At 68.3% G+C, this 15,162-nt stretch carries 6 protein-coding genes; 5 read left to right on the plus strand and 1 reads right to left on the minus strand.

All coding sequences use genetic code 11. From position 1 onward, the window contains the following. Nucleotides 1-375: 375 nt before the first annotated feature. From ACWPKK_RS03980 to ACWPKK_RS04000, 5 genes are all read left to right on the plus strand, one after another. On the plus strand, nt 376-2,265 hold the full coding sequence (locus ACWPKK_RS03980) for a GmrSD restriction endonuclease domain-containing protein (RefSeq protein WP_452001198.1): 1,890 nt from the start codon (nt 376-378) through the stop codon (nt 2,263-2,265). 176 nt (nt 2,266-2,441) lie between these two features. Beyond that, on the plus strand, nt 2,442-5,867 hold the full coding sequence (locus tag ACWPKK_RS03985) for an STY4851/ECs_5259 family protein (protein ID WP_452001200.1): 3,426 nt from the start codon (nt 2,442-2,444) through the stop codon (nt 5,865-5,867). Then, a complete protein-coding gene (locus ACWPKK_RS03990; RefSeq protein ID WP_452001202.1) occupies nt 5,867-12,109 on the plus strand; it encodes a DEAD/DEAH box helicase in 6,243 nt (2,080 codons plus the stop codon). The genes ACWPKK_RS03985 and ACWPKK_RS03990 overlap by 1 nt, the downstream gene beginning before the upstream one ends. Before the next feature lie 754 nt (nt 12,110-12,863). Continuing rightward, a complete protein-coding gene (locus tag ACWPKK_RS03995; RefSeq protein WP_324871488.1) occupies nt 12,864-13,373 on the plus strand; it encodes a sigma-70 family RNA polymerase sigma factor in 510 nt (169 codons plus the stop codon). Continuing rightward, entirely contained in the window at nt 13,373-14,320 is a 948-nt protein-coding gene (locus tag ACWPKK_RS04000; protein WP_452001204.1) for an anti-sigma factor family protein, read from the plus strand. The genes ACWPKK_RS03995 and ACWPKK_RS04000 overlap by 1 nt, the downstream gene beginning before the upstream one ends. Before the next feature lie 190 nt (nt 14,321-14,510). On the opposite strand, the gene ACWPKK_RS04005 is transcribed toward ACWPKK_RS04000, so the two are convergent. Then, nucleotides 14,511-15,161 carry an alpha/beta hydrolase gene (locus ACWPKK_RS04005; RefSeq protein WP_452001206.1) on the minus strand — a complete coding sequence of 217 codons (651 nt, stop codon included), beginning with the start codon at nt 15,159-15,161 and terminating at the stop codon, nt 14,511-14,513. Between the last annotated feature and the right edge of the window lies 1 nt (nt 15,162).

Below are 15,162 nucleotides of genomic sequence, written 5' to 3' on the forward strand. Positions count from 1 at the left end.
CATATGATGGTATGCGACGAGAAAATATCTGCGCTTCAATCTGCGGTGTTGCTGGATTTGGCCAACTTTCCTCGTTACCGTACCCCGAAAGAAAAGGTTAGGGGATGCGAGGCATGCCTGTGGGAAAGTACGTGACGCGCCGCTCGCGCATAGCGCTGCGACATCGGCCGATCCAACAGTAGACGCCGCTCCGGTGAAGGGCAGCACCGCTTCCAGTCTTCCCCTCCACCCCCCTTCCGTTTCGATGAGTCCTACGAGAGCGCGCGACGAAATGGGTCGACAAGCGAACATCTCTTTGAACGGCCCATCCTCGATTTTCTTCGCGAGGCGCACTGGTGAACCGGCCCGGTCCTTCGCAACCAGCAAGGCAGACTGATGTTCGACTCCACCAAGGAAGACCTGAAGGATATCCTCCGCTGGGCGGAGGAGGGGCGTCTCCAGCTCCCCGAATTCCAGCGTGACTACGTTTGGGGCGACTCCGACGTACGCAGTCTCGTCGCCTCGGTGGCCAAGGGCTTCCCGGTGGGCGCCCTGCTCACGCTGGAGACCGGCGGCGAAATCGAGTTCAAGCCCCGCCTGCTGGCCGGAGTCCCGGCCAAGGACGTGCGGCCGACGGAACTGCTGCTGGATGGGCAACAGCGGGTTACCTCCTTGTACCAAGCGACCCGCTCGACGAAGCCGGTCCGCACCCGTACGCCCAAGGGAACGGAGGTCGAGCGCTTCTACTTCCTAGACATCAAGGCGGCCGTTGCCGCGGGCATGGAGTTCGAGGACGCGATCATCGGCGTCCCTGCCGACAGGATCGTCCGCCGCAACTTCGGCAAGGAGATCGTGCTCGACCTGTCCACGCCGGAGGGACAGTTCGAGCACGACGCCTTCCCGCTGAATTGCATCTTCGATAGCCGCAACTGGTTCTACGACTGGCGCGACTACTGGAAGGCGCGCGGACGTGACGTCTCCGACCTCGAACGCGACTTCGACCGCGGGGTCGTCGATCGCGTCACCCGCTACAAGATGCCGATCATCCGCCTTGGCCGCAGCAACAGCCGCGAGGCCATCTGCTTGGTGTTCGAGAAGGTGAACGTCGGCGGCAAGAAGCTCGACGCCTTCGAACTCGTCACCGCCATCTACGCGGCCAGCGGCTTCGACCTGCGGGAGGACTGGGCCGGTCCCGCCGACAAGGCGACACCCGGACGCCGCGCCCGCCTCATCGGCTCGCCCAACCGGCGCGACGTGCTGGCCGAGATTGCCAGTACCGACTTCCTCCAGGCCTGCACCCTTCTGCACACGCGCGAGGTGCGGCTCGCCCGCGCCGAGGAACTGGCGAAGACCAAGGACCGGCCCGACGCGAAGGAACTGCCGCGGGTGAGCTGCAACCGCGACGCGCTGCTCGGGCTGCCCCTGCACGCCTACCGCAAGCACGCCGACGCTGTGGAGCGGGGCTTCGTCGAGGCCGCCGGTTTCCTGAACGAGCACAAGATCATCTGGCACCGCGACGTGCCCTATCCGCCGCAGATCGTCGGGCTCGCCGCCACCTTCGCCATTCTCGGCAAGTCGGCGCAGACGGCCGCGACGAAGGAGAAGCTGTCCCGCTGGTTCTGGTCGGTGACGCTGGGTGAACTCTACGGATCGAGCACGGAATCTCGCCTTGCCCGTGACGTGCCGGAACTGGTGGATTGGCTATCCGGATCCGCCGGCCATCCGCGTTCCATTGACGAGGCGCTGTTCCAGCGCGACCGGTTGCGCTCGCTGCGAACGCGCATCTCCGCCGCCTACAAGGGAATTCAGGCGCTGCTGATGCGCTCCGGCTGCCGCGACTTCATCAACGGCCGCCCAACGGACCTTATGACCTTCTTCAACGACAAGATCGACATCCATCACATTTTCCCGCAGAGCTGGTGCAGGAAGAAGGGGATCCCGCCGGGCGTTTTCGACTCCATCGTGAACAAGACGCCGCTCTCAAAGGCCTCGAACATCGCCATCGGTGGCGACGCGCCCTCGGCCTACCTGAGGCGGATCGAGCAGCGGCAGGGAATCAGCCCCGATGCGCTTGACGAGATCCTGCGAACCCACCTCATAGACCCGGTTCACCTGCGCAACGACGACTTCGACGCTTTCTTCGAGGCGCGCATTGCAGCGCTCGCGGGGGTCGTCTCTGCGGCCATGGGCAAGGCCATCGTGGACGAACACGGGACGGATGAGGCCGAGCAGGATGCCGTCGATTTCGGCGCCGCTGAGGACGTCACCGAGCTGGAAATCGTGTGATGCCGTACGACGGCAAAGATATCGCCTCTCCGTGCCACGAGGAAACGAGCCGGAAGGCGACCTTCGGGAGGGACTGCCACAGCCCAAGCTCCCGCTGGACCTGACGGAGGCAGGAGGAAGCGGGTGGCCCGAGGATCGACGGACAAGAACGATAATCCCGAAGGGAGCTGCCGACCGTGAGCAAAGCGGACTATCTCGCCATGCGCTGGCTGAACGATGAGTTCCTCTCGGAGCGCTCCCTCGCCGAACCGGACGGGCGCCCGCTCCACGCCTACCGCTGCACCGACGCGGAGCTGGCAGCGATGACGAGCCGGCTGACCGAAGCCGGGATCGGGGGCGCATCGGCGGAGCGCCACTTAGCCGCCCTGTTCTGCCTCTTCACCGCGGAGTGGTGGCGCCGCCGCTATGATGGCAGCGCCTGGGGATGGGAGGCGGTGTTCCACGACCTTGGAACCGATTACGACTGGCAGACGGCGAGCGCGCTGACGACGCGGGGCCTCGCGTTCTGGAAGCGGGACCTGCGTCGCTCGGCCCATGGCCGCGAGTTCCTGCTGACCCTGGTCCTGGAGGGCGGGCTTCCCCTCGGCCTGCTCGCCGCCGGCAAGGGCAGGCTGACGGACCACCTGCGTCGGGTGCTCGGCGAACTTGACCGCCTGGGTCCCGACGCGGAGCTGGGGCGGCGCCTGTCGGAGCAGCACGCCCACGTTCTGCCGGCGAGCTTCCGCCGGCCGGAGGTCCATGCCCTGATCGGCGACCTGCTCGCCGCGGTGCTATCCCGACGCGATGGGATCCCCGCTTCCGTGCCCGCCGCCGACGCCGTCGCCTGGCTCGACGCGAACGCGCCGCGATGGCGGGACGAACTGCCGCTGCCCGTGGACGACGATGCGGCGCACGGCCTGCTCGCCGGGCTGATCCGCGACACTGTAGCCCTTCGCGACCGCGCTCCCGGTCTGAACGCTCTGGTCGGCCGCATCCTGGTGACCGATGGTGCGACGTGGCGGCCGATGCTGGCCTTCACCATGGATGGCATCCTGTCCCGCGGCGGCCCGGTCCCGCTGGAGGCGCTTCCCGGAACCGCCACACGCGCCCGGCTACGCGCGGTTGGCGATCTGGAAGGTCTAGTGCCAGGCCCGCTCGCGCTCTTGCAGGCCGAAGGCGCGGACCGGAAGGAGTGGCGTGTCGAGCCACTCTCGGCGGCACGGAGGATGGTCGCCTGGCCGCTCGAAGCGCCGGCCGCGCTCAGCCTTCGGGTGGACGGCGCCACCGTGCACACCTTCGCGCCGCGCGGCGGCGAACCGGCGGTGCAGCCGCCGCTCGTCTTCGACGCCGCTGACGACGACGTCGAGCCGACGAGGCTCCGGTTGGTCGGCGGCGGCAGTATGCGCACCCGCAAGGAGCGCCTCTACGTTGCCTGCCGAGGAGGCGCGGAGCTGGTTCCCGCCGATGGGGCCACGGTGCGGACCCTGGGACCGGTCGCCGGGACGGACCTCACGCTCCACGAGATCACCGGGACCGTCCGTTGGGCAGGGGGTGGGGATGGGCTTTCCATAGTCTTCCGGACGCGCAGCGAGGACGAAGAGCGCAGCCGCCTGTCCGTCGAGGGGCGACCGCCAACATGGGACGTCGCGGCCCCTGTGACCGTGCTCGGCCGGCCGCTTCTGCTGGAGATGAGCGGTGGCCCGGCCGCGTCGGGCCGGCCGGTGCCCGTCGGCGACCTCCGCTGGAGGCCGGCACGCGGCGGTCCCTGGCGTCCGCTTCCCCACGACGGCTCGTGGCCGCTGGGGCTCCTCGACATCGTCCTCGTACGGGGGGAGGAGGCGCTGGACCGCCTCCGCCTCGCCGTGCTGCCCGACACCGCGCGGGTGCGGACGGAGCATGAGGGGGCCAGCAGCGGGCGGTTGCTGCTGGACGGATTCGGCGACGCCGAACTGCGCGTCGAGCGAACCGAGCTTGGCCCGGGCGTGGAGCACATGGTCGACCGGAAGGATGGCGGTACGGCCATCCGCCTTCTGGCGAGCGGCAAGCCGCCGAGCCGGGTGCCCGTCGTCGCGTCCTGGCCGGGGCAGGGCGACGTTTGCTGCCTGTTGCACTTCCCGGTGCGCGGGGGCGGGTTCATCGATGCGCGCGGGCGCTGGCTGCCGCCGCGCGCGCGGCTGCATCTCGATCAACTCCACGGCGTGCGCGCGCTCGCCGATCCCGGAGGCGACGCCGAGATCTTCGGATGGCTGAGGGCGCCCGACCTTCCTGACGAGCGGCGGCTGTGGATCCGGCACCGCTTCCAGGGGGCCTGTTCCCTGGCGACGCTGCGCGCGTCGCTGCTGAACCTGCTGGCAGCGTCGCAGGAGCTGGATGCCGTTGTCCAACTCTTCGTCCGTTGCGCCGGCATCGAGAGCGCCCCGGTGCATGTGAGCCGCGTCGATCTGGAGCTTACGATCCACGGCGAACGGGTATGCATCGGCAAGGACGGCCTCGCCACCCTTGACGAGGCCGACCGCGCGGACATCGAACTCGTCTGCAGGCCGTTCGCCGACCCCGGCACCCCCGAGGAGCCGCTGCCGGCCGGGCTGCCGGGTGGGGATGGGGCCCCGTCCTGGATGTTCCGCAAGGACGGTCGCGCGCCGGGGTCGTGGTTGATCTACGGCCGTGTGGGCGGCCGACACCGCATCCGGCCGCGCACCACGCCGGTGGCCGAACCCACGGCCTTCACGGCTGCCGGGACCGAGCCGCCGGAGACCGCCGAGAGTCTTGCCGCCATCAGCCGCATCGCCGATCACAATGAACGGCAGGAAGCGCTCTGCAGGCTGCTCGACGCCTCGACTGCCGATCCGATGCACCGCGTTTGGCCGGAAGTCGATCGATGGTTGCAAGTGATCCAGGGGCGCCTGCCGTTCGCTACTTTGAACCTGCTGCAGCGCCTGTCGGAGCGGCCGGACGCTCTGCTTGTCTTCTTGGCCCGCGCACCCACCCCGCTGGTCGGAAGTATCCTTGCCATGCAGGACGAGTTGCCGTTCCTGTGGGCGGCACTGCCAATCCGCTCCTGGCTGCGCGCCTTCGCCGCGGTCGAGCGCGGCCTCGCCACGCTTTTGACTGCGGGAGGGCAGGCTGAGGAGACTGCGCGCTCCCTCGCCGCGCGCGTGGTGGACGCCACCCTGGTGCAGGTGGAGGAGGAGCATCCGGCCCTGAGCTGCACTTCGGTTCTCGTCCGCGAGCACTTGGGGCGGGCGCGGGCCGACGACTGCACTCTGGCCCATTTGCGCGTGCCCTTCATTCGGAATTCCGTGGCCGCGCGGCTGGCCGATCTGCGCATGGCCGTCAGGCGCCGGAATGACGGGCCGGAGTGGCCGGTCTGTCCCGATTTCCGCGATACGGTCACCGGGCTTCCGCAGGAGCATCTTGATCTGCCGGAGTCGGTCCGCCCCGTGCTCGACGCTCCCTTCGCCGCGGCCCGCATGGCGGCTGCCGGAACCCGCGTCGGCGGCGGTACCCTGCGTGCGCTGCGCCTGTGCCGTGCCTTCGATCCCGAGTGGTTCGACGACGCCTATGCGTTTGCCCTCGGCCTCACCCTATCCGAACCGGACATGATCCCGTGCTGGAGCGACTGATGCAGACCTCCCTCAACAGCCTGCTTTCCGCCCTCGCCGAACGCTCCGCCTATGCGGTGATCAGCCAGAGCGGCCTCGCGTCGGAGCCCCTGCGCGAACACCTGCGCCACCAGCTCGTCGATTTCCCCGGGATGGGTGACTCGTACCTCGCCGACCCGGTTCTCGAGGCCGCATTCGGTTGGCAGCCGGCCGATCGCACGATGGAGGAGCTTGCCGGCGGGTTGCTCGACCCGCTGCTCGTCCGGATCCTCGATGGCGAGGGCATGGAGCGCCCCGACCCGGATCGGGAACCCTACCGGTTCGGCAAGACCTGGCGCCCCCACACGCACCAGCTTGAGGCTTGGCGGCGCCTCGCGGAGGATCCGCCACGCTCGGTGCTGGTCGCCAGCGGCACGGGGTCGGGTAAGACGGAGTGCTTCCTTATCCCGATTCTCAATGACCTCGCCCGGCAGGCGGCTGGGGGCGGCACGTTGACCGGCGTGCAGGCGCTGTTCCTCTACCCTTTGAATGCGCTTATCAACAGCCAGCGCGACCGCCTGACCGACTGGACACACGGGTTCGACGGACGGGTGCGCTTCTGCCTCTACAACGGCGAGACGCCGAATGAGGAGAAAGAGGACGTGCAGCGGCGCCGTCCTTCCGAGGTCCTCTCGCGCAAGCGGCTGCGCCAAGACCCGCCGCCGATCCTGGTCACCAACGTGACCATGCTGGAATACATGCTGGTCCGCACCGAGGACGCGCCGATCCTCGCCAAATCGCGGGGCAAGCTGCGCTGGATCGTGCTTGACGAGGCGCACACCTACATCGGCTCGCAGGCGGCGGAGCTGGCGCTTTTGCTGCGCCGGGTCATGCGGGCATTCGGCGTCGACGGAACCGAGGTGCGCTTCGTCGCGACGTCAGCGACGATCGGCGAAGGGCCGGAGGTCGAAGGACGGCTGCGGCGCTTTCTGGCCGATCTGGCCGGGGTTCCGGAGGATCGGGTTCTGGTGATCACCGGCGCACGCGCAGTGCCCGACCTGCCGCGGCTGCCCGATGCGGACGCGGACTCGCCGGCGGAGCTCGCGGTGCTGTCGCCGGAGGAGGCCTTTGCCCGGCTGACGGCGGATCCGGCGATGCGCGAGCTTCGCCGCCGCCTTGTCGATGCGCCGATGAAGCTGAGCGATGCGGCCGGCATCGTGCTCGGCCGCCGGGCCGAGCCGGCCGGCGACGCGGCGCGCCGGGAAAGGGCGCTTGCCATGATCGAGCAGGCGGGACGGGCACGGGCTGGCGGGCATCCCTTCCTGCCGCTGCGCCTCCACCTGTTCCACCGGGCACAGGCCGGTTTCGGGGCCTGCGTGAATCCCGGCTGCCCGGGGCGTGCCGGAACGCCTCTCGATACTCCGGCATGGCGCTACGGCGCCGTGTTCGCACATGAGACGGAACGCTGCCCGCACTGCAACACGCCGGTCTTCGAGATCGTCGCCTGCACCGACTGCGGCGTGCCCTTGCTGATGGCCGAGGAGACCGAGGACGGCACCTTGCGCGCCTGCCGGACCCTGGAGGGCGTCGACGAGTTCAGCCAGGACATCGATCCGCCAACGGCCGAGGGTGACGGGGACGGCGATGGCGGAGAAGACGGAGATGATGCGGCGATCGCGCTGGCACGGCGGCTCATCGTCGATCCCTCGCATCCCGACGCCAAGCGGGTCTGGCTCGACGGGACGCAGTCGCGCCTGCTCGACGGCGAAGCGCAGGGCGCGCTGCCGGTGGGGCTGTGTCACGACGGCGAATGCCCGGCTTGTGGATGCCGACGTGACGCGTCCGCAGCAGACCTGTTCCGCCCGGCACGGTTCGGCGCGCCCTTCCTGCTCGGCAACGCCGTGCCACAGCTCCTGGAGGCGTCGCCCGCCCGGGGCGGCGAGGAGCGCCTGCCGTTCGACGGACGCCAGCTCATCACCTTCACCGACAGCCGCCAGGGTACCGCGCGGTTCGCAGCGAAGATTCAGCAGGACGCCGAGCGGAATTTCGTCCGCGGCGCCATCTATCACGCCGTCCAGGCCGCCGCCGCAGGTGGGCGCGAGGCCGAGATCGCCAAGATAGAGACCGAGATGAAGGCGTTCGAGGCAGCCTTGCACGTCGACGCGATCCGTGCCCTGTACGAGCAGAAACAGCGCGAGATCGAGGTCTTGAAGGCTGACGTTCCGGCTCCGGCTTGGCGGGACGTGCAGCAGGTCCTGGCCGAGCTGGACGACCTGCGGGTGTCGATGGTCGATCTCTGGCGGCGGTACGACAGCGACTTCAGCGACCCCTCGCGTCTGGCTGACTTCCAGCTCCTGCGCGAATTCGTTCGCCGGCCGAAGCGGCAGAACAGCGCCGAGACGATGGGACTCGTGTCGCTTCGCTTCGACACGATTGAGAACCTCAAGCCCTCGACGGTACCGGGGCCGTTCGTCGAACGCGGACTCGGGATCGCGGAGTGGCGGGATTTCCTCTACGTCGTGGTCACGCACTTGATCCGCGGCCGGTCGGTGGTGGGACTCGAACCCAAGCTCGCGCACTGGATCGGCCGGAAGATCTTCACAAAGCGGCTGAAGCGGCCGGGTGAGCCGGCGGCCGTACGGAGTGGCGAGATCGCTTGGCCCCGGGCAACGCGGGCGAGCCACACCAGCGGGATCATCCGGTTGCTGGCTGCTGGATTGAGGCTGGACCTCGCCGACCCCGCGGATCGCGACCGAATCAACGAGTGCCTGGACGCCGCCTACAGCCAACTCCTCGGGTTGCGTGATCCCCAACGCCCGGATTTCGTGCTCGACCTGCGCAAGGCCCGCTTCGCTCCTATCGAGAAGGCTTGGCTCTGCCCGAGGACCCGCCGGGTGCTGGATCGCGCCTTCCTCGGCATCACGCCCTACATGCCGCTCGGCTCGCGCATCGAGGCGTTGCGCTGCGAACCCGTCTTGCTGCCGCGATTGCCCTTCCCGTGGCGGCGGAGCCGGGATGGCGCGGAGATCGCGGCGGATGCCGTCAAGGACTGGCTTTCCCGCGACGAACGGGTGCTTGCCGCCCGCGACAAGGGCATCTGGACGAACCTTCACGACCGCATCACCGAGGGCGCTCCCTACGTGCGTTCGGTCGAGCATTCGGCGCAACAGCCGAGCAGCCGCCTAAAGCGCTATGAACGAGCGTTCAAGGAGGGCCGGATCAACGTCCTCAACTGCTCCACGACCATGGAGATGGGCGTCGACATCGGCGGCCTCACGACCGTCGTCATGACCAACGTCCCGCCGGCTCCGGCGAATTACCGCCAGCGCGTCGGGCGCGCAGGGCGCCGCGGCGAGGCACTGGCGATCGGGTTCACCTTCTGCAAGGACAACCCGCTGGGCTGGGCGGTCTTCCGCGAGCCGACTTGGCCCTTCCGGCACACCATCCGGCCGCCGTCGGTGTCGCTGGACAGCCCGGTCATCGTACAGCGGCACGTCAACGCGCTGCTGCTCAGCGCCTTCCTCCGGGACCATGCCACCGGATCGAACATCCCCAAACTGGAGGCAGGCGCCTTCTTCGAGCCGTCTCCCGAGGCGGAGGCCGAAGGGCGCGACGATTCGCTCGTCGCTGCGTTCCAGGCTTGGTGTGAAAACCCGGCCGGGCTTCCGGAGCGGGTCGCCACTGACGTCACGGTGCTGGTGTCCGGCACTTGTCTGGAGGGCCGCGCCGGTCTCCGCTTCGATACGGCGGTCGCGGTCGCCGAGGCCACCGCCGCCTGGCGGCGTGAGTGGCAGGCGCTCAAGGACACCAGGGCGGCGCTTGCCACCACCGAGGATGGTGCCCGCAAGGCGCTGGATGTCCAGCTCAAACGCCTGCGGGGAGCCTATCTCCTGTCTGAGCTTGCGTCGCGCAGCGTGCTGCCCGGCTACGGCTTTCCGACGGATGTTGTCTCGTTCGTCAACACGACCGCCGTCCGGCTGGCGGAAGCGGAGGGCGACGGCGGCTCCCGCGACGACAACCGGTTCACGGCACGCGGCTATCCGACCCGTCAGCTCAACTTGGCGATCCGCGACTACGCGCCAGGGTCGGACGTTGTCGTGGACGGTCTCGTCTACCGGTCGGCGGGCGTGACACTGAACTGGAAGCGTCCCGCCTCGGACGAGGGGGTGCGGGAGATCCAGGCGATCGGGTTCGCCTGGAAATGCCCGAGCTGCGGTGTTACGGACACCGCGCCTACGCAGCCGGAGCTGTGCAGCTCCTGCGGCAGCGAAGCGGTTGAGACCCACACCTATCTCCAGCCGGCCGGCTTCTCGGTCGACCTGCGCGAGAAACCCCACGCCGACATCACGCAGACGACTTACCTCCAGCCGATCAAGCCTTGGATTTCCGCGCGCAGCGGTCAGTGGATGTCGCTGCCGGATCCGGAGCTGGGGCGCTTCCGGGTGACGCGGACCGGGCACGTCTTCCACTTCGCACCTGGTGCCGGTGGCCATGGCTACGCCGTCTGTCTGCACTGCGGGCGCGCCGCCGCCGAGGGCGCGCGGGCCGGACAACCGGACGCGGTCATGCCCAAGGACCTTGTCAATCACTTGCCCTTGCGCGGTGCGACGAAGGCGATGCAGCATGACGGCGTCTGCCCGGGCGCGGACGCGACGTTCGGCATCAAGCGCCATTTGATGCTGGGCCACGGCATCGGCACGGACGTCCTTGAGCTGCAGATGCCGGAGTTGATGGACGATGCCGTAGCGACGTCGCTTGCGGTGGCTTTGCGTGAGGCGCTGGCGCGCCGCCTGGGTGTCGAGTCTTCGGAACTCGGGTGGGCATCGGTGCTGTCCCGCGCCGAGGGGCACGGGACGTGCTACTCCCTGTTCCTCTACGATCTGGCGTCGGGGGGCGCCGGGTTCGCCAGCGCTGCCGGTGAGTTCGTCGACGACCTCCTTCGGGACGCCGACAGGATCCTTGATTGCCGGAACCCCGATTGCCTTTCGTCCTGCCACGCTTGTCTCTTGTCCCGTGATACTCAGTACGACGAGCCTAAGCTGGACCGGCGGAAGGCGCGGGAGTTCCTGCGAAACTCCGTCCTGCGCCGGCTTGACCTGCCGGCGGAGTTGGCCTTCTTCGGTTCGGGAGTGTCCAGTGCCGAGGTGCGGCCGCTGGTCCAGGCGATCGACCGGGCGATGCAGGCGCGTCCAGACGCCGCTCTGCAACTCTGGCTGGGCGGCTCGCCCGCCGACTGGGACTTTGTCTCCTGGCCTGCCCGCCCTCTGCTCGAAAAGTGGGGGGCCAAGGATCGCAACATCGTGCTGACCGTCTTGGAAAGCACGGCCGCGACGCTGACGTTCGGACAGAAGGTCGCACTGCGCAGCCTTTTGGAGCGGTCACGCGCCGGCCTGTCCTCCGCCCCGGCCCTGCCCGAGGCCAGCGGGGCGGCGGTTCTCGCCCAGGTGCGTAGCGCCCTTGGCAATGAAGTCTGGGCCGTGGCCGATCCTGCGGCGCGGGTGCCCGATGCGGGTTGGGGTGAAGGACACGATGCTCCGGTGATCGTTGGACGTGGACCGGGATTGGGCACCGGCCCGGCACGGCGCCTCGATCCGGACGAGCTGTTCAGGACGGAAACGGAACGGGCAGACCTGATCGAGATGGGCGGTGAAGCCAACGGTTCCGTCGACGGTTTTGGCCGACGCTTCTGGGCGCTGGTCCTCGAACGGAAGCCGGAGATTGGGCAGCTGTTGCAGTCGGGCGGGCGCCTCGTCGAGGTCGTCTACCACGACCGTTACCTCTCCAGCCCCCTGCCGGTACGCCTGCTCTGCGAGGTGTTGCGGCCAGTGGCGGCGACCGGTCCGGCGGGACGAGTGGATGTTCTCGTGCGGACGCGTGGCCGCCGCTCTTTCGACCATGCTCCGCCGCCGGTCCAACTACGAGATGATTGGGCGCATGTTGATCACAGGGACGCTGTGGTCGAGGCGGCGCTCGCCCACATCGGCCTGCGCGGGCGCATCGAAACCGGACAGACCCGGGATCTGCCGCATGGCCGTACCCTGTACCTACGCTGGGACAACGGCGGGGAGCTGAAGGTTCACCTCGACCAGGGCTTCGGGCATTGGGAAACTACACGTTCCGTCATGTTCCCCTTCACGGCACGCCCTGATGCGCAGAGCCGGGCTCTGCTCGATGCGCGCTTTGACATTCGCAACCGCACGGAGCACCCGATGCCGATCTTCGTGCTCGATATCGTCCTCGCCGCGACGGCCGGTGCGACGCAAGGAAATGAGCATCCGAGGTGATCAAGGTCCACGTTAGGTGATCGCATCCACCATGAATCCCGAATCGTAATCTACGACTGGTCACAGATGGACACTAGGAAAGGCGAATGGTGGTTTTGCTCTGAGGAGGAAGTGCAGGACGCTGGCTGGTGCCGAGCAAGCCGTTGATGGCCTGGGTACAAGACCGTTCTCATTGAGGAGAAGTGAGTAGGTCCCCGCTCGGCACGCACCAGAACAGGCACCAGAAAAGCAGTTGGCGATTGGCGGCACGCAAGCGGCACGCAACCACACTCAAGGGCGCGGAAACGCTTGCAGCCATCTTGAGCGCTACGTCGAGAAACCCTAGCGTTTCCGGCGCTGTCCGGGTACTTTGCCGCCGCTCATAACGGTGTTGTCGTCGGTTCGAATCCGGCCGGGCCCACCAATCCTTTCCTTCCAGCTGAATCCTCCGCCATCGTGGTGCACGCGCGCAGTCCCGGGGACTGATACCGCGAACGGTGTCGTATGGGATCATCGATGCGGCCTGCCTGAAGCCTTTTCGGCACAAGCTTGGCGGTTCGCCATAAATTTTGCTGCAAGCCTGAGAAAGTCTGGAATAAAGGATGCGCGGCGCGCGTTCGCACCCATATGCATCGGGTCTCCGCTTCGGTTGAAAGGCCGAACGGGCCGGCCCGGCCCTGGACATGCGACGCCGTGTCGTCCCGTCCGGCCTTGCGGCTGGAGGGTGAGGCCATGGCGTGAGCCGTGGCGTGATCGGTAAGGATCGGGTGCGCGGTTGAGCAAATTCGGGGTCGATCTGGAAGTCCACATCGCGTCCTTGCGGCGCTACGCGCGTGCGCTGATGCGCAACAGCGCCGATGCGGAGGATCTGGTGCAGGAAGCGCTGACGCGCGCGGTGGCGCGCGCCGACAGCTTCCAGGCGGGGACGAACCTGCGGGCATGGCTTTTTACCATCCTGCACAACGTCCACGTCAATCAGGTCCGTTCCAAGGCCGCCCGGCCGCAGGAGGTCGACGTCGCCGACGTCGAATCGAAGCTGGTCACCCCGGCCCGGCAGGAAGAGCGTGTCGAACTGCGCGAAATGATGCGCGCGGTCGACGAATTGCCGGAGGAACAGCGCAAGGTGCTGCTTCTGGTGGCGCTGGAGGGCCTGAAATACGACGAGGTCGCCGACATGCTCGGCGTGCCGATCGGGACCGTCATGTCGCGCCTGTCACGGGCGCGCGAGGCGGTGCGGGCGAAACTGGCGAACGAGGGTGGCGTCACCCTCCGGCGGGTGAAGTGATGAACGCGCATCAGGGCATAGGGCGGGTCACCGAGGACGAACTCCACGCTTACGTGGACGGACAGCTGGACGGCAGCCGCCGTCTGGCGGTGGAACGATGGCTGGCCGAGGATCCCGACGCGGCGCGCCGGGCGGATGATTACCGCGCCCAGGCGATGCTTCTGCACGAGATGCTCGACACCGTCCTGCGCGAGCCGCCGAGCGATACGGTTCAGGAACTGTCCGACAAGCTGAAGGGGCGTATCGCCTTCAACGACAACCGCCCGGCCTGGCACGCCCGCCCGCTGGTCCGGTTCGCCGCTGCGGTGATGCTGGTTGTTGCCGGTGCGGCCGGCGGCTGGATGGGCCGCGGCGCCGAACAGCAGGCCGGCGCCCCCGTCGCCCAGCAGCGCCAGACGCTCGCCACCTTCGCCCAGGAAGCCACCCAGGCGCACCGTTTCTATACGTCGGACGAACGCTTCCAGGTGGAGCTCGGCGCCGACAACCAGGACGAACTGAACGGCTGGCTGTCCAAGCGGGTCGGCCGCGACGTGTTCGGCCCCGATCTGGGCCGCGTCGGCTATCGGCTGATCGGCGGCCGGTCGCTGCCGACCGACATGGGCGCCGGCGCGCAATACATGTACGCCAACGACGCCAACAAGCGGATCACCCTGTTCGTCGGCGCTCCCCAGAGCGGCAACCAGTCCAGCTTCAGCTTTACCCAGAACGGCGACGTCGCCACCTTCTACTGGGTGGAAGGGCAGCTGGCCTATGCGCTGGCCGGCCGCCTGTCGAAGGAGGAACTGCTGGAGATCGCCAAGGCCGTCTACCAGGACGTCAAGGCCGGCCCGCCGCGCCGCGAGCCGCCGCCGGAGCAGCAGCAACAGCAGCAACCCCAGCCGCAGCAGCAGGAGCAGCCTGCGGGCGTGCAGCCGATCAGCGACACGCACAAGCCGAAGGAAAGCTGAGGGGAGGTGAGACCCCCACCTATCCTCCCCCGCTGGGCGGGGGAGGGACTGCCGCTGCTCTTCTGTGCAAGCACTTGCTCCCTCCCCCGTCCAGCTCTCGCACAAAGCTATGCTTTGTGCTGACGCGACAGGCGGACCGGAGGTCCGCTGAGAGCGGGGGAGGGGTGGGGTGGGGGTTGAACTTTTCCCCTTACCGCCGCAGCAGATACGCTTTCAGCCAGTCGCGCACCTCGCGGCAGACCGCTTCGGAGGCCTCCTCCATCGCGTGGCCGGTGCCGGGGACCAAGACCAGCTTCTTTGGTTCCCGCGCCTTGCGGTGGACGTGCATGGAGCAGCTTGGCGACAGGATCTCGTCCGCTTCGCCGTGGACCAGCAGGATGGGACAGGCCAGGTCGGTCACCGGGTCGGTGCCGTAGCCCTGGGTCGCCAGCGTTACCACGGTGCAGACGGCGCCGCGGTTGGAGGCCGCAGCCTGGATGACCACGGCGCCGCCGAAGGAATGGCCGACCAGCGCCACATGGTGGATGCCCTGGCGGCCGAGGAAGCTCAGCCCGCACAGCACGTCGTACACCGCCTGCTCCAGGTCGCGCGGATCGCGGAAGCGCAGCCGCAGCGACGCGATGCCGTCCGCGGTCAGGTCGGCGGCCAGCCGTGGATAGAGCCCGCGTGCCGGCGTGTCGAAACCGCCGCCCACCCCGCCGACCCACAGCACCGCCAACTCCCCGTCCGGAACCGGATAGTAGCGGGCCTCCAGCGGGCCGCGGTCGGTTTCCAGGGATGCCGGCCGGAACCCTTCGGCGTCGGCGATGCCCACGGTGGCGTCCAGAAGTGGCACGGCCATC

The sequence above is a fragment of the Azospirillum largimobile genome (genome assembly GCF_977007025.2).

Coding starts and splice junctions, on each gene's coding strand:
- ACWPKK_RS03980 (WP_452001198.1), top strand. CDS start 376: ATGTTCGACTCCACCAAGGAAGACCTGAAGGATATCCTCCGCTGGGCG.
- ACWPKK_RS03990 (WP_452001202.1), top strand. CDS start 5,867: ATGCAGACCTCCCTCAACAGCCTGCTTTCCGCCCTCGCCGAACGCTCC.
- ACWPKK_RS04000 (WP_452001204.1), top strand. CDS start 13,373: ATGAACGCGCATCAGGGCATAGGGCGGGTCACCGAGGACGAACTCCAC.
- ACWPKK_RS04005 (WP_452001206.1), bottom strand. CDS start 15,161: ATGGCCGTGCCACTTCTGGACGCCACCGTGGGCATCGCCGACGCCGAA.